The sequence below is a fragment of the Paenibacillus sp. USHLN196 genome (assembly GCF_037144955.1).
Classification (GTDB): Bacteria; Bacillota; Bacilli; order Paenibacillales; family Paenibacillaceae; genus Paenibacillus; species Paenibacillus xylanexedens_C.
Genome location: NZ_JBBCYH010000012.1, coordinates 102,707 through 122,889 on the forward strand (window position 1 = coordinate 102,707; position 20,183 = coordinate 122,889).

Sequence of the window (20,183 nt, forward strand, 5' to 3'; positions counted from 1 at the left end):
TCATATAAAAATTAGATATAGACATATATAATCAGACATTAAATAGTTAAAATCAGTGATTAATTCTACTTCCAAATGCAACAAAAGTAATATAAAGGTAAATCACTATCTGATATGGTAAATTTCGAAAACGTTTTATAGAAATCGTTTACTTCAACCCGACGGCATACAAAAAGGACCCTTTCGGGTCCCTATAATTACAAAGTGAATTGAATCGTTTGCAGTTTAATGATCCCGAGCAACTGTGCAACAGAAATGGAGGTTACCGGACGGAATTGATCTCCATGCAGATACGCAAGTATCTCCTGAAACAAGTAGGCGGCTTCCGGACGCTTCATTAACGCCAAGTTGGTGAACGGGATGGAGGATACCAAAATCCTGCCCTTCCCTACTTTTGCCTCAAAAGCATACGCGAGCCGTTTGGCCCGATGGAAATGATCGATCACTTCAATCAGTGGTTTCACCCCATGCAGAGTATCCATACATATCGCTGGGGTACCGTTCACCAGGTGGTACCAATGCCAGTCGGAAGCTCCATCATGCGGGAAAGAACCCAACAGTGGTGTCTGATCGTTCAAATACATGCCCATCGTTGCGCCAGGCTGTGTAGCGAACATGAGATAATTCCAGAATACAGGCAGGTACTTGGTCTCCACTGAATCGTATAGCCCTTCTGTGGTTGTCTGAATCCAAACACTTCCTCCGTTGACCACATAATCAACAACATTGGGTGTTAACGACTGAACGATAACCAAGTCAATCTCCCGATCTTTCAACAACTGAAATCCATCCATATGATCTACAACATCATGTTGTGCTTCCCCGAGAAGTGGCTGCAGCTCTGCCACGGTATTCCAGATTCGTTTCGATTGCGAATGAGTCCGATAAAATGGGAAGGACCATCCATGCCACATATTGACTGCGATCCTCTCCGAATCGCCTGATCGCAATTCCGCTTCGATCCGAAAAGCTGCTGCCCCTTCATGAGGTGCGGTAGCGACGAGGCACCCCAGTGACATTACAGACCCACATTGGATGTCTCCGGTTTTCCATTCCCCTTTGTTAAGTATCACATCATCGCTAATCAACTTCCACTGTATGGATGCATCCTTAAGTGGCTCTTTACCATAGTGAGATATGCGTACATCCACTTGGATAGATTCACCAGCGTAAAATGTACGCTCCTTGCAACTTAACAATAGAACCACATCTGCGTTGAATCGCTTGAATTCTTCAGGTGTTGTAATGCCTTTGTCGTCCCAGAATACGTCCAAAATGCCCGTCGTAGCATGTCCCTGGCCCGGAAAGTCGCGGATATCCAGCAACTGTAAGCCCGCAGCATCTGGCGTTCGCCGAATCCGCTCCATAGCTTCTTTAAGGGACCGCACCAGATGTGTACCGCTGGCCTGTTGAAAATGCTCCAGATCCGCCATCATTCCTTTGTGTGTCAACGACTCTTCAACAGGTGGTAACCAGGTAGGGCGCAGAACGCCCGTATACTTGGCTCGTTCCTGAGGCAGCACATACATGGTGTATTGTGCATGTTCGTGCCCAATGACGGGATGTTCCGCAAGTCGGGTAACTGCATGATAGTCCAGCGTGGTATCCGGCACAGCAGAGTATGCGGATTCCAGCGGGGGATGCCAGTTCAACGACTGGATATAATAATCACCTTCCCTCCCTTGCGCTGGAAGCTGTCCAAATCCTGTATTGTCCGTATATAACCGGGTTGGGTCGATATCCCTTGCCCTCGATACCCATGCATTAAGTTCAGGATGGCCATTCGGACCAATAAGCTCATTCCCCATGGAGAACATGACGAATGAGGGATGTCTGTGAAGCGACTGGAGCAACCCGTCCAGTTCTTGTGTCAGATAAGACATCACTTCAGCCGGCGCAGACTGATTCGGTTGCTCAAAGAATCGAGACCAATGTGGGAGTTCTGCCTGTACCAGCATGCCCTCTTCATCAGCAGCTTCCCAGAATGGCTCTGGCGCACTCCACCCATGCAGTCGGACGTGGTTGAAGCCGTATGATCTGGCGACTCGAAACTGCTGAATATAATGCTCCTTGTCCCAGACGGGATAACCCGTCAGTGGAAAGATACAGCAATCGACGTACCCGCGCAGATACACCGGCGTCCCATTCAACTTAAGCTGCTTCCCGTTTGATGCAAAGGAACGCACACCAAATGATTGTTCCACTTGATCCAGTTCCTGTTCACCGTCATGGAGACGGATCACTGCCTTGTAAAGTTCAGGAGATTCATCCGACCACAATGCTATTGACTTCTCTTTCCCGAGTTCCAATCGCCACTTATCTATTACAGCGTTGCATTCAGTCGAACCTTCTGAACTTATATCCGCATTCGACGGAGCACTCAGCTTCACATGACAACTGTATCGATTAAGCCATGTGCCGTCCGGATGCTGGATATCCATATGCAATTGCGTAGCTCTATCCTTCTCATTAGCGGGAGCGCTTACAGTACAATGAACCAGAACGGTTCCATTTTCAGCATCTGGTTGAATACGTAACGTCTGTACGCGGCATGGGGGCAGACAGTCCAGATAAACACCACCTGTAATCCCACCCCAGGCTGTGGCCGTGTGCAATGAATGAATATGGCTACCAGCCAGCGGAAGTTTCATGGTATTATCCACGCGAATCTCCACCCGATTCACTTCTCCCCGCTTCATTAGAGAGGTAACATCCCACTTCTGTTGATTCACCAGACTATCCTGCTGCCCGGCATATAGTCCATTAATCCAGAGATCCGTTGTCCAGCGGACTCCTTCCAATCTGAATATATACTGGCAATCAGGATCATCTGTTGGAACCGTGACATCCTGAGCATACCAAGCTGAGCCTTCATACTCACGCACCTTGGTCCAGGTATCAAGCCTTTCGTATTCAGGCTCATCCCCGTATCCTTGCTCTTCCCAGGAACCGGGAATCTCAATGGTCTCCCATGAGATGTTTTCACGTAGTGAAGGCGGTAATATTGTATGTTCAACGAGTTCATCGGACTCCAGATCCAAACAAAACTGCCATGTTCCATTTAAGTTCAATGGTTGACGTACAGTGCCTGTATCAGACAAATTCATATCGTATAGCCATCCCTTCATCTGAGTTCTAGTAAACCCAGTCTAAGGTGTGATACACTCCGTGACCATTGCTTATCATGGGAAGTGCATGGACAATATGATGAATCTGGAAAATGCCCAGTGATCCCGAAAACGTTTTATTATATGAGCATGGGCAAAGCCCGGCATTTCATACTTATTCTTCGTTCATATCCGTGGCAGATTCTTTGGACAGGGACTGGGTTCTGGCTTGTTTGTACGCGGAAGGTGATTCCCCCACGTACTTCTTGAATTTGCCGTGGAAATAGTCCACGTTCGCATATCCCACTCTGGCCGCAACCTGATGGACCTTGAGTCCTTCATCCAGCAATTCCTTGGCCTTTTCCATACGGACCTTGTCCAGAAATACATTAAAATACTCTCCTGTATGGTTCTTGAACAACTTGCCCAGATAACTACTGTTATAGTTGAATACTTCAGCAAGTACCTCCAGCTTGAGGTTTTCACCAGGATTACGCTGGATAAATTCAATCATCTGCTTCAGTACGGTATCCTTACTGCCTCCACCCATACGTTGAATAAGCCGGTTCAAATGTTCTGCGGCCATCACTTTGAGATCAGACAGCGTGAATTGATGATAGACTTCGTTAATCAGAACCGAATGTTCCTGCATGATAGAGTGCATATGTTGATTCGTCGCTGCGAGCTTGTTGATCGCCAGAGAAAACACCTGTGAGAACGCCGTCTTGATGGCTTGCTCTGTCCGATGATAGGGAACCAGACGCTCTTCCATCTCACCCAATACCCGCATGACCGACTCACTACTGCGGATGTCCAACGCATAATACAACTTGTCCGCAAGTTCCTCCTCATCTGGTTCAGGTGCTCCGTCCACAGCTTCAACTCCTGGTCCAACGCCTCCACCTTCGCTACCTTCATTCCATAAAATGATGCGTTGCTCCGCAAACAAGAAGCGTTCCCCAAGTGTACGATTCGCCTGTGTGTAAGACCGCGCAATCTCAGCTGTGGACTGTACAGGTTCCCCCGCAGCCCCATACATGTGAATATCCCATTCTCCCAGCAGTCCCTCCAGCTCAACATACAGATTCCTTGCAGACGACTCGGATGTGATCACTTCCTTGCTTAACAGACCCAGACCGGAATGGAATGAAAATATGATGCCTCGATCCTTCTGATCAAACGCTTCAATCAGTTTGCGTTTCATGACACTTCCCCGCTGCAAATCTGGGGCGGCATGCATCTCAAGCAGCACGATCTGATAGTGAGGCCAGTGCAGACCCAGGCTGTCTTCTTCCATACTGCCTGCACCCTCCAGACTGTCAAAGAGTAAAGCCTCGATCTGATGCTCCCGATAGACGGTATCTTCACCTGCATGACGCGCCATCGTCTCCCGTTCACGGGTCAGTATCGCAGCAATACGCTCCAGTTCACCTATAATCTCTTCTTCATCCACAGGTTTGAGCAGATAACCATCCACACCAAAACTGATGGCTTTCTTGGCATAATCAAAATCTGCATAACCGCTCAATATCAAAAAGTGCGAACCTGGATGGTTCACGCGCACTTCTGCAATAACATCCAGCCCGGTCATACCAGGCATCCGAATATCTATAATGGTCAGATCAGGCTCCAGTTCTTCAAAACGAGTGATGGCCTCTCGCCCGCTGGCCGCTGTACCGATGACTTGAAATCCATATTTCTCCCACTCAATAATGGTTGTCAGTCCCTCACGTATGCTCGGTTCATCATCCACCAAAAATACTTTATACATGTTGGTCCCCTCCTGCTGGCAAAGTGAAAGAAACCTCTGTTCCTTCCCCATATACACTCGTAATCTGCAATCCATATGGCTCCCCATATGTCAGTGTTAAGCGTTGATGTACATTGCGCATACCGATCCGGCTCTTCTCCTGTTCCTCCGGTCCACAGATGAACTGCATCACCTCAGCCAGTCGTTCCGGCGTTATGCCCGCACCATCATCTTCTACACGTATCTGCACAATGTTCTGTACTAAACGAATACTGATATGAACTCGGACCGTACCCTCTTTGTTCTCCAGACCATGGACAATCGCATTCTCAACCAAAGGCTGAATAATGAGCGGGGGAATGTACATCTTCTCCACCTCGGGATCAATGTCGATCTGGAACGCAAGTCGGTCGCCGTACCGAAATTTCTGAATTTCCAAATAGGAACGTACCATTTCTAGTTCAGCCCGAAAGGTTGTTTTTCCACTGCCAATCTCCAGACTCTTGCGCATTAGCTTGCCCAGCAGCCTGACGATATTGGCAATCTCTGCTTCTCCTTTGATATGGGCTTTCATGCGAATGGACTCCAGGGCATTAAACAAGAAATGGGGATTGATCTGACTCGCCATCATTTTCAGTTTAATTTCTTTTTGGGCGATTTCCAATTGATTGTTCTGTTCCGTTGCCTCTACCACCTGAGTCATGAGTTCATTGATACTTTTCACCATATAGTTGAACTGTCGTGACAGTTGTCCAATCTCATCGTTGCCATCAATTCGGGAAGTCACGTTCAGATCTCCTAATGCAAGCTTGTTGAGATGTTTACTCAGCCGCAACAATCGGTTCGAAGTGAGGAACGAGATAATATATACGAATAGTAGGGCGATGACCAGCACCAGTATAATAAAAATCATGCCGATCAAGCTGACGGTGTTGGCGTCTTTGACTATATTTTTGGTGGCAAAAACCGAAATCACCTTCAGGCTGTTCATACTCGATCCAGGGCCCAGCTCATCAATAACAATGTTGGATGGTTCCCCCCGGAAATCACCCTCTATGGTGCCTTTCGCCTGATTCTGAAGATCGACACCAAAATCAAGCTCATCCAGCGTTTTACCCACCAGCTCGGTATTCTTGGCTGCAACCACATAGCCCTGCTCGTCCGTAATCATCGTCTCGAACTGTTCTTGACGCAACAATCCATTCAGCTCATCCTGATTGATCACAATCATCAGCACACCCTCGGTCCGATATTCGGCAAAAGGAACTTTGCGCACCAGACTCAGCTTGTGTACAGGATTGTCTTCCTTATCCGGAATGTAGAACCACCCGATGCTGGTCGTTTTCAATGCCTGTTGGTACCAGTAGCTCTCTTCCGTCTTCTTGTCCACCGGGATGAACTCGAGGTTGTTGATCAAGGTTGGGTTAGTAGAGTAAAAGCGAATACCGGCGATCTCACGGTACAAACGCCTATACTCCTGAAAATCTTTGTATGCGAGATAAGCCGAGGTTAGCTCCACAACGCTCTCGTACCGTTTGTTCACGATTTCCTTGAGGTCCGCGTTAAACATTAACAGGTTGGATATATCGGTTGGTACACGCAGCATGGTCGCCGTCTGGCTCTTGATCTTGTCCACATTGATGATTGTCTGCCCAATCGCATTATCCAGAGCTTGCTGGCGAAAATAACTGGTCACAGCAAGACCGACGATCAAAACCGGGATCATGACAACCAGTACATAGGAAATGAGCAATTTATGCTTTAATTTGAGATTATTGGTGGTTCGTATCAGCCTTTTAAACATGTCTGCACCTTCCGTCTCCTGTATAAGCGCTTACATATAAAGAGCAGGATCAGGATGTCCTGTCCTTTTAATTTATCATACCACATAACCGCCAAATTTCGGATGGTCATTGAAATGGGTAATATATTGCCAGGCTACAAGCAAGCCTACCTTTAGCAGAAGAGGCCGCCATTAACATGGCGACCGGGCTTACCGAATTATTTTTGCTGACAGTAGTTTAGTGACCCCTAGATGGGCGGAACCCATATCCTTTGGCACGCCATGCAACAATCAGAGCCACCAGTGATAAAGCCAAGATGGCCCATGTAAAGGACGAAGCTCCCCCTTGATTCAGAAGAACACCTCCCACCATTCCCCCAAGGGCAATAGCCAGATTCCAGACGGTTGTATTAATCGGCATGACGAGATCCACACCCTGTTCCCCAGTAGCTTGAGCAAGAGCAGTCTGTAACAGGGTAGCCGCACCGCCAAATGTCAGACCCCACAGCGCAACAGAACCGAAGACCACAACAACGTGCTCACTCCAAAGACCTAATACGAGGGAAATCAAAGCAAAGCCCGCAAGACTCATGAGAACCAGCATACGCAACCACCGATCAATAAATATGCCTGTAACCCAGATGCCCACCAATGCCATCAGACCAAATACAAGTAAAATGAGTCCAACCTTGGATTCCATACCGACATCGGCGAGAAAAGGAGCTATATACGTGTATAAAATATTATGAGCCAACATCCAGGCCAGAACGACAGTCAAAATGGGAATGACCCCGGGGGTGAACAACACTTGGCTGACAGAGATGCGTTTATCAGCTGACTGCCCCGGGTAGTCGGGTACTTTCCAGAGCACCCAGAAAATCAGTACAAAGGCCAGCAACGACATCAGCCAGAACACCGAGCGCCAGCCCATAAATGAACCCAGCAACGTACCTGCCGGAACACCGAATGATAAGGCAATCGGCGTTCCAATCATAGCCACAGCCATGCCCCTTCCCTTTAGATGATCAGGTACCATGCGTAATGCATAACCACCAATCAGGCCCCAAGAGACACCTGCAGCAACACCGGCCATAAAGCGAGCGAATAGTGTCAGCACATAGTTTGACGAAAGGGCAGTAATGGTGTTGAAGACAAGAAAACCGAAAATGGACAAAAGTAAAAGCGGACGCCGCCGCCAGCCCTTGGTTAGCAACGCCACAGGTATGGCAGCAACCAGCGACCCAACAGCATAAAAGGTGACAAGTTGCCCCGCCCCTGCCTCTGAGACCTGCAGCCCTTCTTTAATCTGCGGCAGTAACCCCGCGGGAACTGTTTCGGTCATAATGGCTATGAATCCCGCCATAGCCAGGGCCAGCAACCCCAACCACGGAAAACGATGAGAAGATATATCCGACATCTGTGCAGCTCCTTTTAAGGTAGTATGGAACAAGTAATCGAATTATGGATCGATCATTCTTTATATTATTCAGGCTGTCTCACCTTGTCAATGACTTTTGGATCGATTAGTATATAATTAAGAAAAAAGGGGGAATCTCTTATGGCAAGAACGGGACGTCCGCGCATTTTCGATCGGGATGAAGCCTTATTACAGGCAATGATGCTCTTTTGGGAGCAAGGATTTGAGGCCACTTCATTACTTCAGCTTCGAGCAGCCATGGGGGATATTTCAGCAGCCAGCTTCTATGCAGCCTTTGAATCCAAAGAAGCGCTGTATAAAGAAGCGGTGGAACGATATATGGGCACGTTTGGACGTGTGACAGAAAGCTTCTCGGATCTCACGCTGTCACCAAGAGAAGCGATTGAAACAACATTAAGAAGCACAGCAAAAATGCAAACAGACAGCGCACATCCATCTGGCTGTTTAATTGTGCTGTCAGCCAGCACATGTTCTTCCAAAAACAATCATATCCGTGACATTACCGCTGAGAAAAGAAAGCTGACACGCAACCGCCTGCAGGATTGCATCCAGCGAGCTGTGGATGTCGGTGAAATTCCTGCTTCCACGAATGTAGCCATGCTGACCACTGTATTTGATACCTTTATGCAAGGCATATCTACACAAGCCCGGGATGGTGTTCCTCATGCAACGATCGATCAGGCTATCACGGAATTCATGGGCATCTGGAACATGGTTCAACATTCAGCCTGACTTTACCTACGAACTGTTGATGGGTTAGAAAAGCCAAAAAAGGCACTCCCACGATTGGAAGTGCCTTCTCAGTATAAGATGTACTCATATGTGTTAAGGACGAGGTGTGTCTACCCCATTCAGGATCAGTTTCGGATGAATATCGGCGCTCAGCGAAGCGGAGACTGCACAATATTTTTCCTCAGCCATCTGGATGGCTTTCCAGATTCGATAATCCGGGATATCACCATCTACTTTGAAGATCAGATCAATGGATGTGAAGCCTTTAGGCATCTCTTCGCTGCGTGTGCCTTGCGCTTCAATCTCAATCGATTCAATTTTGTCCAAAAATGCGTCCAGAATCATCGTAATATCGATTCCCATACAGCCGCCGAGACCCGCCAGTAACAACTCCATCGGGGTCGCTCCCTTGCTGTCACCACCATAAGCAGCAGTGGCATCCATGCCAACCGCGTAGCCAGACGGTCCTTCGGAAGTAAACGCTCGTTTGCCTTTCCATACGGTTGTTACATTCATGATGTTATCCTTCTTTCTTCTTCGTAGGTTTCGTTAGAATTCAGTAATTTGTTGCAAGAAACGACGAGTGCGTTCTTGCTTCGGATTCTCAAAGAAAGCCTGTGGGCTTGCCTCTTCCACGATCGATCCGTCCGCCATAAAGACGATTTTGTTCGCCACATTACGGGCAAACTTCAATTCATGTGTCACGACCAGCATCGTCATGCCTTCCTCTGCCAGCTCCTTCATGACGGAAAGTACCTCTCCAACCAATTCAGGGTCAAGGGCTGAAGTCGGCTCATCAAACAGCATCACTTCCGGCTCCATCGCGAGTGCACGTGCAATGGCAACCCGCTGCTGTTGTCCACCGGACAATCGGGATGGATACGCATCCTGCTTGTCTGACAGGCCCACCCGATCCAGCAGAATCCGGCCGCGTTCGGCTGCTTCGTCACGTTTGATTTTTTTTACCGTAACGAGACCTTCCATCACATTACCCAGCACCGTCTTGTGCGGATACAGATTGAACTGCTGGAATACCATGCCGGTCTGGCGACGAATCTCCAATACTCGGGCACGCTGGACACGCAGCGGATCAGCACTGTTGACCACAACACCGTTCACTTCGATCTGTCCTCCGGACAACTCTTCCAGTCCATTCAGGCAGCGCAGCAAGGTACTCTTGCCGGAACCACTTGGGCCAAGCAATACAACAATATCTTTGGCATCGACATGCAGATCGATGTTCGTAAGTACTTCATTTTTCTGAAAACGTTTGGTAAGTCCGGTTGTTGTAATCATCGCTTCTCTCCTCCCATCAGTAAGCCCGAGCCAGCCGGCGCTCCACTTGTTCCAGAATGGCTGAGAAGCCGATACTCATAATCCAGTAGATCACACCGATGGCCAGATAAAACGGCATGTTCAATGCATATTGTGATACCAGCAGTTGTGCTGACCGTAATAACTCGGTAACACCAATCGCCGCCACAAGTGATGTTTCCTTCAACATGCCAATAAACGTGTTACCCATCGGCGGGATGGCAATGCGCACAGCCTGCGGGAAGATAATCCGTCTCATCGCTTGAGCGGGGGTCATTCCCGTTGCATATGCAGCTTCCGTCTGTCCTTTAGGTACAGCCTGAATAGCTCCACGGAACGTCTCCGACAGAAACGCACCTGCATTCAGACTGAGTCCCAGACATGCAGCCGTGAGCGATCCCAAGGTCACTCCATAATCGACCAATCCGTAATAAATGACGAATAATTGCACCAGCAGCGGCGTTCCCCGCATGATGGATACATAGAATCTTGCGATCAATCTAAGCCACATCGGTCCCTTCAGACGAGCAATCGCAACGAGCACCCCGATGATGAACGCAAAAAACATGGAGATCACAGTTACATACAGCGTATAGTAAGCCCCCTTCAGAAAGAAGGGGATATTCTCAAATACCAGTTCCATGGGTCAAATCTTCCCTTCGCCTTGCAGGTTCATTATTGCGCAGGCTCTTCACCAAACCATTTTTTGAAAATGGTATTGTACGTGCCATCATCCTTCATGCCTTTGAGGGCATCATTCAGTGCAGCAACAAGTTCCCGATTGTCTTTGCGAACAGCAATACCTGCCTGATCACTCTTAATCGGTTCACCTACAGCTTTGATATTTAATCCGTTGGCATCCACAATCGGTTTCAGCGCATACATGTTGTTGATTGTTGCATCAATCCGTCCAGCATTCAGATCCTTGAGTGAAGAGATCACATCGTCATAGGTTTTAATCGTGAAGTCTCCCACTTTCGGCAACACTTCATTACGCAGATATGACTCATCATTCGTACCCAGACCTACGCCAATCGTTTTACCTTTGAAGTCTTCCAGCTTGGTAATATCGTTATTGTCTTCTTTTACAATAATTTTAACTTGGTTCGTAATATACGGATCACTGAAATCGAGTACTTTCTTACGATCATCGGTAATGGTCATCTGGCTGATGATGGCATCCAGCTTTTTGGCTTGGAGACTTGGAGTCAGACCGGAGAACTCCTGGGATACAAATTCAACCTCTACACCCAGACGCTTGGCAACCTCACGTGCGATATCGGCATCGTAGCCATCCATTTCTTTCTTTTCATTCAGGAAGTTGTACGGTGCGTATGTGCCCATCATGCCCACTTTGATGACACCAGCAGACTTGATCTGCTCCAGTTCATTGCTTGCCTGTGCACCGTTCGTGCCTCCATTGTCTGTTGCCTTACTTCCACAAGCGCTAAGTATGAGCACCGTCATCAGCAGAATAGCTGTCAAAGACCAGCTTTTACGAGTTTTCGATCCATATGTTTTGTTCATTACGTTAACTTCCTCTCATTCGTGTATTCATCTCATGGTGTACATTTGGTTATTTCGTTGTCCATTAAACCGCAGTTGTACCCATTATTCCCTGCTCTTTGCTTAATCATGTGAATCTTATCTACCCAGGAGTCCATAAAACTCAAAGCTTGCTGCCTCGGCTGCCAGCGTTGAAGCTGTCATGGCAGAGAACTTGCTGTGCAACTCATCGGAGCCGAATAACCAGCGCGATATCATACCTTCAATCATGCTCACCAGCAGCGCTGCCCGAAGTGGCACATCCATGTCCTCAGGCAACATGCCGAGCTCGATAGCACGTTCCATATTGTGACGGAACGCAGTCTCGACGGCATTACGTGTCTCCTCAACCAGACGTTGTACGGATTCTTCGGATACGATGCCTGTGAGCAACAGTTCCATAAAATAACGATTCTGCGCAGCAAATGAGAACAAGTCGGTGAATAATCTTTCCGATGCTTTCACCATATCCTCTACCGATCCGGCATCCTTGCGGTAGCCTTGCCCAATCGCTTCAAGCAGTTTCTCCTTGCCCGTTAATACAATCTCCGAAGCAATGGCTTCTTTACTCTTGAAGTGCCAGTAGAACGTTCCTTGCGCAACACCAGCTTCACGGACGATATCGGAAATTTTCGTCTGATGGTAGCCTTGCGTCGCAAACCGTTCCATCGCTATGCGTATTATCTGGTCCCGGCGTTCTTCTCCGGGTTCCAAACCGTTAATTTTGGTCATTCATGTAACCCTCCCGATTGATCAGTCAGTCAGTTAAGTTATATCCTATGGGATAACTAGGTTTTTGTCAATATAGTTTTAAACAAATGGTTACAAGCATAAGTTGAAGTTGAGTGCATTTGTGATCATAATAGGTGATAGTCTTGTTCAGATGAACAAGCATTGTCAAGCAGGACAGCCTGTGCTGTCATCTGCATTTCAAGGAGGAAGAGAATTGGACATTATATCATCCATTATTATGGGCATCATCGAAGGTTTGACTGAGTTTTTGCCCGTGTCTTCTACTGGACACATGATTCTGACTGCCCACTTGCTGGGTTTATCGGAGGACAACGAGTCAGTCAAAACGTTTGAGGTGGTTGTTCAACTCGGAGCTGTACTTGCTGTTGTTGTACTCTACTGGAACAAATTCATTGATATGTTCCGCTTCACTGGAGGGACACGATCTTATTCCCGCCGCCTCAATCTGGGACATATCTTCCTGGCGATGGTTCCTGCCGTAGTCATCGGACTTGTATTCCGCGACTGGATCAAAGCACATTTATTTGGTCCGGAGACAGTGCTGTACAGCCTAGTTATTGGTGGTATATTGATGATTGTAGCAGAACGCTGGAGTCGCAAGAGTGCACGGATTACTACCCATGATGTCGATGATATCTCCTACAAACAGGCATTCGTAGTTGGGATATTTCAGATCTTGGCGTTGTGGCCAGGCTTCTCCCGTTCCGGGTCAACGATCTCAGGCGGCCTCTTTGCAGGGGTAAGCCGTGTAGCTGCTGCCGAGTTCACATTCCTCGTGTCCGTACCCATTATGATTGGTGCTACGGGATATGACCTGTACAAGAGTATCGATCACCTGAACGGTAGTGATTTCCCGATCTTCGCGATCGGATTCATCGCTGCTTTCATCGTCGCCATGCTTGCGATCAAGACGTTCTTGTCCATTTTGAAAAAATTGAGTCTGACCGTCTTCGCTGTATATCGCTTCGTACTGGCAGCCGTGTTCTTTATTATTTTGATGTAACCTTACAATTCAATTTATTTAGACAGGCAAAAGCAATGGCGGCCCCATGTTCCCTTTGGAACGAGGCCGCCATATTTGTGTTCTATGCTGTGCTTCTGTTGTTTCATAGTTCTGTTGTGGTTTCAGAGTCACACGAATATCTGAAATTAGAAGCAGTCTTATTCTTCATTAGTTCCTTGCTTAGATCGGTTAGATCACTCGGGATGCGGACTAGGTGTACTATGTAACATGGAACCAGATTCATGTTTACTACTGAAATGTCTTCTGGCTTAATACCACTCTTTCACTTGAATATTCCTTTGTTTCTTCCGAACTTTTAATTTCTCCAGCAGATTATATCTATTTTGCTTCTGTTCCTGTAACAGTTGCTTTACACCTCTCATTAACAATCTGTACCTTTGGTCATCATTATGGCTGAGTTGGTGCATTTCTTCAAAAATGGTTTTGTTCATAAGTATCTCGTTTCACTCCAGTATTCAGTTTGTAACACCTAGTATACAGAGACACACTGAACAAATTCTAAACAGCCCCCGTTCCATCTTCCTATTCCGTTTTCCGTACCATTTTCAAAAGCAAAAACCCCTTCCCAAGTGATGCAATAGGAAGGGGTTTAATCTGTAGCTTCTGTTTAAATGCTTCTGACTACATGAACGCAAAACGAATTAAACTTTGGATTCAAGCGTCTCCAAATACTCGGAGATTTGAGCAGGTGTTTTAGCCCATTTGCTATGCAGATGTGCGATCTTCTTGCCGTTCTGGAAAACGAGCAGGCTTGGAATGCCGCGTACACCATTCTCGTCAGCAAATGGCTGGAACTTTTCTGCATCCAGGGCATAGAAGGTTTTATCTGTGTGCTGGTCGATAACGTCCCCGATAAAGCGATCTAGGTTTTTGCAATCCGGACACCAGGTTGTATCAAATTTAATGACGGTAAAACCATCAGAGTTAATGGTATCCAGATATTGTTGTTCACTTTGAATTCTTTCCATAGGTCTTCTCTCCCTTATCTGTTCCTTTTTTGGCTGATCTTCATTGTACCTCGTATAGTTACAATTGAAAATAGGCTGGATGGAGTTAACGATGCTGTTTGTACAGATTAGCGGGACTGAGTCCCCGTATTTCCTGAATTTCCGCAGCTGTGAGCTCAGGTGCATTCGAAGCGGCAATATTATGCAGCAACTGATCTCTTGAACTTGCACCAGGGACAACAGCTGCTACCGCAGGATGGGATAAAGCGTAACGAATAGCCGTCTGAGCCATACTGCGTTGGTCCGTGACAAGACGACTTAGCCCTTGCCGAATCGTGAGCAGTTGCTCTGGCGTATAATCCAGATAACCTTTCTCTGCCTTGGCAGATCCGGAATCGGCCAGCACCCCACTGGCTACAGGTCCACGAGCGATTACGCTAATACCGTTTTGCTCAAGTAAAGGCAGTACTTCCTCTTCTGCTCGGCGATCTGCCACACTGTATTGGTTCATGACGCTGACGATAGAAGCTCTTTTCACATATTCCCGGATCACATTCGGACGAATGGAGGATATGCCGTAATAACGGATAAGTCCTTCCTGTTTCAGCTCCTCGAAGGCTTCAATTGTTTCTTCGATTGGATCTTCCATCGTACCGCCATGCAGCTGATACAGATCGATATAATCCGTCTGCAGTCGCTTTAAACTTTCATGGACAGCCTGCTTAATGTAAGCTTTGGACGGGTCCCACGACCAACCCTCTTTGCCGGCAATACGACGATTACCTACTTTGGTGGCTACAATGACATGGTCCCGACGTCCTCTAATCGCTTGTCCTACAATTTCTTCATTACGCCCTGCGTCATACAGATCGGCTGTATCCAGCAGATTGACGCCGTGATCCAGAGCTTCATGAATTAGAGCTACGGCAGGTGTTATATCGGTTCCGAGAGACATACAGCCCAGGCCAATCTCAGACACCATCAATTCGGATGTACCCAAATGATTTTTCTTCATGTGTGCATCTCCTTCCATTACGTTCTGCAAGTATCCATTGTATCATTCTTGCTGGCAAAAATCGCATGTCAGACTAGAGCCAAGGTTTGCTTTTGACACCAAAAAACCTGGAACTACTACAGCTCCAGGTTTTCTCATGATAGGCATATGAATTAAATGAGTATGTCAAAATCTATTTCACTTCAACGCGTGGTCTGGTTTTGCTTGCATGAGATGAATTGGAGCTTTTCATCATACCGGAGACGGTACTAAACAACTTATCTCTTGCTTGTTTGTTCCTCATCAGGTAAGTTACGCCTGCTCCGATAGCCGTCATAATGATTCCTCTTCTTTTAGACATGTGCTTCTCCTCCTTCAGGATAAATGTACATCGTGTCTTGTTTGACAATTACCCTTTGAGAGGAAAACGAAACGAAGTGAAAGCTTGATCGCGCAAAAAAAGATGACCTCCGAATTAAAATTCAGCGGTCATCTACTCACTTCCAACTAATTAATCAGATGGTGTTGCCACATGAGTCATTTCTTCATGTTTATAGGTCGAGCCATCCGCAGTCAGATAAAAGTGTCCGATGGGATGCAGATTTTCATCCAATTCATAGACCAGTGGAATGCCTGTCGGAATGTTGAGAGCCACGACGTCAGCCTCGGACAGTTGGTCCAGATGCATGACGAGTGAACGAAGCGTGTTCCCATGCGCAGAGATCAGCACTCTTTTGCCAGCTGACACCATTGGTTTAATTTCCGCATTCCAGTAATCCAGCACGCGCTTCGATGTATCCATTAGATTCTCCGTAAACGGAATAGTGCAATCAAGCCGTTTGTACTTGTCCAGGTCCTGCACATATCGATCATCGGTTTCGTCCAGTGCCGGGGGAGATACACTAACGGAGCGTCTCCATTCCTTCACTTGGTCTTCTCCATACTTCAGGGCCGTTTGCTGTTTGTTCAGTCCTTGCAGCGCACCATAATGGCGTTCATTCAGCTTCCATGTCTTCGTAATGGGAATCCACATGAGGTCCATCTCATCCAGCGCAATATCGAGTGTACGAATCGAACGTTTCAGCACAGATGCATAGGCACAATCAAAATCAAACCCCTGTTCCTTCATGATCTTCCCTGCTTTACGAGCTTCTCCGTAACCATCCGTCGTCAGATCGACATCTGTCCAACCGGTAAATCGGTTCTCCACATTCCACATGCTCTGTCCATGGCGAATCAAAACAACTCTGTACATAACCGTGAACCCTCCTTCCATGGAAACATTACCCGCAAGTCAAACTAATTAGCACAGTTAAACGTTCATAACATTAATAATATGGTGCCATCATGAGATATACTACAACACCTGTAGAGCTGACATATAACCAGATCGGCATAGTCCAACGTGCAATTTTACGGTGCTTCTTCAATTGATTCGTCCAACCCCATACAAGTGTGAACAACGCCAAAGGAACGATCAGGGCTGCCAGTATACTATGGGTGATCAGAATGAAGAAATAGATGGAACGAATGATGCCCTCGCCGCCGTATTTGGACGTTTCTGGTGAGAGGTAATGAAACGTCAGATATGTCACAAGGAATAACAGTGTCGTTGAGAATGCAGCAAGAACGAAGCGTTTGTGCAGCTTCACATTCCGCTTGATAATTGCAATAAGCGCTGCGAGCAGGAAGATGAAGGTAAAGCTGTTAAACACGGCATTAAAACGCGGTAACACCGTAATATCAAAGGTTACATCACCTTTGTAACCAATGGACGGTGCGAAGAACAATAATAAAATAATGACATTAGCGAGAATGGAAATCGTGATAATGATGCCTGCGAAATTTTTATTGCTCGTCGGGGATGGAATGTTCGATTCCCCTTTGTTATTTTTGCCCAATGCAAAATCCTCCTCATATCCTAACTTCTATGTTCTATATCATTATATCTCGGCAATTCCGGGCTGTTAAGTGACAACACTCTGAACAAAAACCTGAGCACTTCACTATAAAATGTCCCTTTGCGGCTATTTTCAATCAAATCCAATCCGGTTCCCATTTACCCAAGTCCATATTTGTGGTATAATTAATGCAATTAATCACATACGCGTTGAAACTGGAGGAGCCTGTCACCAAGGGCCCCTCTTTGTCTTTTTCAGGCACAGAACGGCACTTTTCCTAATGCCTTTCTGTGCCTTTCTGTGCCTTTTTGTCTTTTTGAAGCTGAGAATGGATCGCCCTTGGGCTGGTTAACCTATAGACGCTACTACTGGAGAGGAGCACACCTATGGAATTTATTTTGGTTCTTGCACTTATTCTAATCTTTACCAAACTTGCCGGTGATTTATCCGTAAGATTGGGTCAGCCATCGGTATTGGGAAAATTGATTGTGGGTGTCGTCCTCGGGCCTGCACTGCTCGGCTGGGTTCAGCAAAGTGATTTCGTTCATTATATGGCCGAGATCGGGGTACTGCTGCTAATGTTCATTGCCGGATTGGAAACCGATCTGGAGCAGTTGAAGAAAAACTGGAAGGCGGCCTTTGCCGTAGCGGTTGGCGGTATCATATTACCCTTTATCGGGGGTTACGGTTCGGCCATAGCGTTTGGGATGTCACAGACACACGCACTGTTCTTTGGACTTTTATTCTGTGCCACTTCCGTCAGTATTTCGGTTCAGACACTGAAAGACATGGATCAACTCAGCTCACGTGAGGGTACAACAATTCTTGGTGCAGCTGTCGTCGATGATGTCCTGGTCGTCGTCATTCTTGCCGTTATGATGAGCTTGTTAGGTACAGGTGGAGGAGATACTTCGATCACTCTGCTCATTGGTAAAAAGCTGTTATTCTTTGTGATCATCATCGCTGCCAGCTGGTTCCTTGTTCCACGAATTATGAAGTGGATGGCGCCACTGAAGGTAACGGAGACCGTTATTACTGCGGGACTGATCATTTGTTTCGGATTTTCCTACTTTGCAGAGTGGATGGGTGTTGCTGGAATTATTGGTGCATTTGCCGCTGGTATCGCCATCTCTCAAACCAATTTCAAACATGAAGTCGAAACCAAACTTGAACCGATCGCCTACGGAATATTTGTTCCTGTGTTCTTTGTGAGTATCGGCTTAAATGTTACCTTTGATGGTGTGGGTTCACAGATTTGGTTTATTGTCGTTATCAGTCTTATCGCCATTGTGACTAAACTTCTTGGCGGTGGAGCCGGTGCACGCCTTACCGGATTTGATCGTGTATCATCTCTGGCCATTGGATCAGGAATGATTTCAAGAGGTGAAGTTGCACTGATTATTGCTTCGACCGGACTCGCTTCCGGATTACTTGATCCGGAATATTTCACGAGCGTCGTGATCATGGTCATTGTGACTACACTGGTCACTCCACCACTCCTCAAAATCACCTTTGCACGTAAAAAAGGGGAAAAGCGAGTCGAACGAGGAATTGAAGAATCTCATCTAAGTGGGTAACTGTAAACTAATATTGAAGGGTATTGTATTTAACGCTATACTTGCTTATATAAAATGAAATATACCGGTCGTAAAGTACACGCCGCTTTGATCCATTTCCTCTTCTATGCGAAGGGAAAGGTGGTCTAAGCGGCTTTTTTTTATAAAATTATCCTGTTCGTTAGAATTCTGTGAGTGCCTCCGACCGTACATAGAAAAACAAAAAAAGACCACCTTACACTCAAGAGGTCTTCGATCTTTGCCTGTTGTTGCAACAGGCTGTCCCATTTTAAGTTAGCACACCGACATAAAAACCAATGGAGATAAAGGCAACACACCATACAAAGGCACCAATGCCCGATACGAGGATGTACCTGCCGATGGCCATCTTGCTAATTCCAGAGAAACAACACATCAGATGACGAATGCCTGGAATGAAGTAACCCAGGATGATGGACCAATATCCATATTTGAGAAACCACGACTCCACCCTGCTGAATCGTTTGGCATTGACGCCGACCCACTTGCCGTATTTTTCAACCAGCGGCCTGCCCGCCTTCTTGCCGATCATGTAGCTGAGCAATCCGCCGGTGAATGCCCCACCGAAACTGACGGCGATGGATACGGAGTAATTCAATACCGAGATGGAGGCGAGATATCCGACAAAAGTCATCATCACCTCATCCGGAATCGGCATGCCAATGACACCAAGAGCCAGTAGTCCGTATATTGCGAAATATCCATATTGACCAATAAATTCTTTTGCAAATTCCATACTGACTCGCTCCTTATTTCGGTTCCACAATATCCTTCTCATGAGAGGTTAGCACTTGTTTTAGTGATGGGAATCGGATTTGGCTCACCATGAGACCAGATAGTACAATAATGACAAGAAAGGCTACACCATGCGTGAAATAAGGACTCCAGAGCGCGAAAAAGGACATCAGGCCCCCTGCAAATGTAATCGGCATCCCGACAAAACCACTGCTTGCTGTCTTCTGACAGTTATAACGAGCAAGACGCAATGCACCGCACACCGGAAACAATGCAGTCAGTGCCATCCCCAGCACGCTCACTTCATTCATCGAGTTCAGGTACAGAATCAGCACAGGGGCTGTTCCGAACGAAACTACATCCGCGAGGGAATCCAGCGCTTTGCCGAACTCACCTTCACAATGCAATTTGCGAGCCGCATACCCGTCAAACAGATCAAAGAACATCGCTACCCATATCATCATTACAGCCAGGGCGAACTCACCATGAATAGCCATAATGACTGCCAACATGCCTGAACTCAGATTTCCCAAGGTTAAAATCGATGGTAAAGACTTCATAAGAT

Annotated in this window: 20 protein-coding genes; 3 read left to right on the forward strand and 17 right to left on the reverse strand. The window is 46.8% G+C overall.

Going from position 1 to position 20,183, the window contains the following annotated elements:
* Window positions 1-197: 197 nt before the first annotated feature.
* The 4 genes from WFI24_RS25095 to WFI24_RS25110 form a co-directional block, all read right to left on the reverse strand.
* Window positions 198-3,107, reverse strand: a complete 2,910-nt coding sequence (locus WFI24_RS25095; RefSeq protein WP_336764774.1) for a glycoside hydrolase family 2 protein — start codon at window positions 3,105-3,107, stop codon at window positions 198-200.
* A gap of 175 nt (window positions 3,108-3,282) precedes the next feature.
* Window positions 3,283-4,878, reverse strand: a complete 1,596-nt coding sequence (locus tag WFI24_RS25100) for a response regulator transcription factor (RefSeq protein WP_336764775.1) — start codon at window positions 4,876-4,878, stop codon at window positions 3,283-3,285.
* Window positions 4,871-6,661, reverse strand: coding sequence for a sensor histidine kinase (locus WFI24_RS25105; RefSeq protein WP_336764777.1), 1,791 nt, complete (start codon window positions 6,659-6,661; stop codon window positions 4,871-4,873). The genes WFI24_RS25100 and WFI24_RS25105 overlap by 8 nt, the downstream gene beginning before the upstream one ends.
* 217 nt (window positions 6,662-6,878) lie before the next feature.
* Window positions 6,879-8,057 (reverse strand): MFS transporter, encoded by a 1,179-nt coding sequence (locus tag WFI24_RS25110; RefSeq protein ID WP_336764778.1) that lies wholly within the window; start codon window positions 8,055-8,057, stop codon window positions 6,879-6,881.
* A gap of 141 nt (window positions 8,058-8,198) precedes the next feature.
* Between WFI24_RS25110 and WFI24_RS25115 the strand changes: the two genes are divergently transcribed.
* Complete coding sequence (locus tag WFI24_RS25115; protein WP_336764779.1) at window positions 8,199-8,810, forward strand: TetR/AcrR family transcriptional regulator; 612 nt, start codon at window positions 8,199-8,201, stop codon at window positions 8,808-8,810.
* 93 nt (window positions 8,811-8,903) lie between these two features.
* Here WFI24_RS25115 and WFI24_RS25120 read toward each other — a convergent pair whose 3' ends face one another.
* The 5 genes from WFI24_RS25120 to WFI24_RS25140 all read right to left on the reverse strand — a co-directional run bounded on the left by WFI24_RS25120 (window position 8,904) and on the right by WFI24_RS25140 (window position 12,401).
* Window positions 8,904-9,326, reverse strand: a complete 423-nt coding sequence (locus WFI24_RS25120) for an OsmC family protein (RefSeq protein ID WP_145325844.1) — start codon at window positions 9,324-9,326, stop codon at window positions 8,904-8,906.
* Between the two features lie 33 nt (window positions 9,327-9,359).
* Entirely contained in the window at window positions 9,360-10,106 is a 747-nt protein-coding gene (locus WFI24_RS25125) for an amino acid ABC transporter ATP-binding protein (protein ID WP_336764781.1), read from the reverse strand.
* A gap of 16 nt (window positions 10,107-10,122) precedes the next feature.
* On the reverse strand, window positions 10,123-10,767 hold the full coding sequence (locus WFI24_RS25130; RefSeq protein WP_017692207.1) for an amino acid ABC transporter permease: 645 nt from the start codon (window positions 10,765-10,767) through the stop codon (window positions 10,123-10,125).
* 32 nt (window positions 10,768-10,799) lie between these two features.
* Complete coding sequence (locus WFI24_RS25135; protein WP_442956262.1) at window positions 10,800-11,651, reverse strand: substrate-binding periplasmic protein; 852 nt, start codon at window positions 11,649-11,651, stop codon at window positions 10,800-10,802.
* Between the two features lie 117 nt (window positions 11,652-11,768).
* Window positions 11,769-12,401, reverse strand: a complete 633-nt coding sequence (locus tag WFI24_RS25140; protein ID WP_336764783.1) for a TetR/AcrR family transcriptional regulator — start codon at window positions 12,399-12,401, stop codon at window positions 11,769-11,771.
* A gap of 214 nt (window positions 12,402-12,615) precedes the next feature.
* On the opposite strand from WFI24_RS25140, the gene bacA reads away from it, so the two are divergent.
* A complete protein-coding gene (bacA, locus tag WFI24_RS25145) occupies window positions 12,616-13,425 on the forward strand; it encodes an undecaprenyl-diphosphate phosphatase (protein WP_145325848.1) in 810 nt (269 codons plus the stop codon).
* A gap of 269 nt (window positions 13,426-13,694) precedes the next feature.
* On the opposite strand, the gene WFI24_RS25150 is transcribed toward bacA, so the two are convergent.
* The 6 genes from WFI24_RS25150 to WFI24_RS25175 form a co-directional block, all read right to left on the reverse strand.
* Window positions 13,695-13,877: a hypothetical protein gene (locus WFI24_RS25150; RefSeq protein WP_145325849.1), complete on the reverse strand. Its 183-nt coding sequence runs from the start codon at window positions 13,875-13,877 to the stop codon at window positions 13,695-13,697.
* Window positions 13,878-14,087: 210 nt separating this feature from the next.
* The gene (locus WFI24_RS25155) at window positions 14,088-14,414 is read right to left on the reverse strand and encodes a thioredoxin family protein (RefSeq protein ID WP_145325850.1); all 327 of its coding nucleotides are present in this window, start codon (window positions 14,412-14,414) and stop codon (window positions 14,088-14,090) included.
* A gap of 85 nt (window positions 14,415-14,499) precedes the next feature.
* Window positions 14,500-15,408, reverse strand: a complete 909-nt coding sequence (locus tag WFI24_RS25160; protein WP_336764784.1) for an aldo/keto reductase — start codon at window positions 15,406-15,408, stop codon at window positions 14,500-14,502.
* A 172-nt stretch (window positions 15,409-15,580) separates the two neighbouring features.
* Window positions 15,581-15,748, reverse strand: a complete 168-nt coding sequence (locus tag WFI24_RS25165; protein ID WP_336764785.1) for a hypothetical protein — start codon at window positions 15,746-15,748, stop codon at window positions 15,581-15,583.
* Window positions 15,749-15,898: 150 nt separating this feature from the next.
* Window positions 15,899-16,642, reverse strand: coding sequence for a 2,3-diphosphoglycerate-dependent phosphoglycerate mutase (gpmA, locus tag WFI24_RS25170; protein WP_336764786.1), 744 nt, complete (start codon window positions 16,640-16,642; stop codon window positions 15,899-15,901).
* A gap of 73 nt (window positions 16,643-16,715) precedes the next feature.
* Window positions 16,716-17,288 (reverse strand): DUF420 domain-containing protein, encoded by a 573-nt coding sequence (locus WFI24_RS25175; RefSeq protein WP_336764787.1) that lies wholly within the window; start codon window positions 17,286-17,288, stop codon window positions 16,716-16,718.
* A gap of 386 nt (window positions 17,289-17,674) precedes the next feature.
* Between WFI24_RS25175 and WFI24_RS25180 the strand changes: the two genes are divergently transcribed.
* Window positions 17,675-18,865 carry a cation:proton antiporter gene (locus WFI24_RS25180; RefSeq protein ID WP_336764788.1) on the forward strand — a complete coding sequence of 397 codons (1,191 nt, stop codon included), beginning with the start codon at window positions 17,675-17,677 and terminating at the stop codon, window positions 18,863-18,865.
* A 268-nt stretch (window positions 18,866-19,133) separates the two neighbouring features.
* Here the strand turns inward: WFI24_RS25180 and WFI24_RS25185 are convergent, their stop codons facing one another.
* Together WFI24_RS25185 and pssA are read right to left on the reverse strand one after the other, a co-directional pair.
* Window positions 19,134-19,619 carry a DedA family protein gene (locus tag WFI24_RS25185; protein WP_336764789.1) on the reverse strand — a complete coding sequence of 162 codons (486 nt, stop codon included), beginning with the start codon at window positions 19,617-19,619 and terminating at the stop codon, window positions 19,134-19,136.
* 13 nt (window positions 19,620-19,632) lie between these two features.
* Window positions 19,633-20,178: a CDP-diacylglycerol--serine O-phosphatidyltransferase gene (gene pssA, locus WFI24_RS25190; RefSeq protein ID WP_336764790.1), complete on the reverse strand. Its 546-nt coding sequence runs from the start codon at window positions 20,176-20,178 to the stop codon at window positions 19,633-19,635.
* Window positions 20,179-20,183 lie beyond the last annotated feature (5 nt).

Bases quoted from the DNA above. Each gene is read 5' to 3' on its own strand.
- pssA (WP_336764790.1), bottom strand. From the start codon at position 20,178: ATGAAGTCTTTACCATCGATTTTAACCTTGGGAAATCTGAGTTCAGGC.
- WFI24_RS25120 (WP_145325844.1), bottom strand. From the start codon at position 9,326: ATGAATGTAACAACCGTATGGAAAGGCAAACGAGCGTTTACTTCCGAA.
- WFI24_RS25125 (WP_336764781.1), bottom strand. From the start codon at position 10,106: ATGATTACAACAACCGGACTTACCAAACGTTTTCAGAAAAATGAAGTA.
- WFI24_RS25165 (WP_336764785.1), bottom strand. From the start codon at position 15,748: ATGTCTAAAAGAAGAGGAATCATTATGACGGCTATCGGAGCAGGCGTA.
- WFI24_RS25155 (WP_145325850.1), bottom strand. From the start codon at position 14,414: ATGGAAAGAATTCAAAGTGAACAACAATATCTGGATACCATTAACTCT.
- WFI24_RS25180 (WP_336764788.1), top strand. From the start codon at position 17,675: ATGGAATTTATTTTGGTTCTTGCACTTATTCTAATCTTTACCAAACTT.
- WFI24_RS25105 (WP_336764777.1), bottom strand. From the start codon at position 6,661: ATGTTTAAAAGGCTGATACGAACCACCAATAATCTCAAATTAAAGCAT.
- WFI24_RS25115 (WP_336764779.1), top strand. From the start codon at position 8,199: ATGGCAAGAACGGGACGTCCGCGCATTTTCGATCGGGATGAAGCCTTA.
- WFI24_RS25150 (WP_145325849.1), bottom strand. From the start codon at position 13,877: ATGAACAAAACCATTTTTGAAGAAATGCACCAACTCAGCCATAATGAT.
- WFI24_RS25100 (WP_336764775.1), bottom strand. From the start codon at position 4,878: ATGTATAAAGTATTTTTGGTGGATGATGAACCGAGCATACGTGAGGGA.
- WFI24_RS25185 (WP_336764789.1), bottom strand. From the start codon at position 19,619: ATGGAATTTGCAAAAGAATTTATTGGTCAATATGGATATTTCGCAATA.
- WFI24_RS25160 (WP_336764784.1), bottom strand. From the start codon at position 15,408: ATGAAGAAAAATCATTTGGGTACATCCGAATTGATGGTGTCTGAGATT.
- WFI24_RS25095 (WP_336764774.1), bottom strand. From the start codon at position 3,107: ATGAATTTGTCTGATACAGGCACTGTACGTCAACCATTGAACTTAAAT.
- WFI24_RS25110 (WP_336764778.1), bottom strand. From the start codon at position 8,057: ATGTCGGATATATCTTCTCATCGTTTTCCGTGGTTGGGGTTGCTGGCC.
- WFI24_RS25130 (WP_017692207.1), bottom strand. From the start codon at position 10,767: ATGGAACTGGTATTTGAGAATATCCCCTTCTTTCTGAAGGGGGCTTAC.
- WFI24_RS25140 (WP_336764783.1), bottom strand. From the start codon at position 12,401: ATGACCAAAATTAACGGTTTGGAACCCGGAGAAGAACGCCGGGACCAG.
- WFI24_RS25135 (WP_442956262.1), bottom strand. From the start codon at position 11,651: ATGAACAAAACATATGGATCGAAAACTCGTAAAAGCTGGTCTTTGACA.
- gpmA (WP_336764786.1), bottom strand. From the start codon at position 16,642: ATGTACAGAGTTGTTTTGATTCGCCATGGACAGAGCATGTGGAATGTG.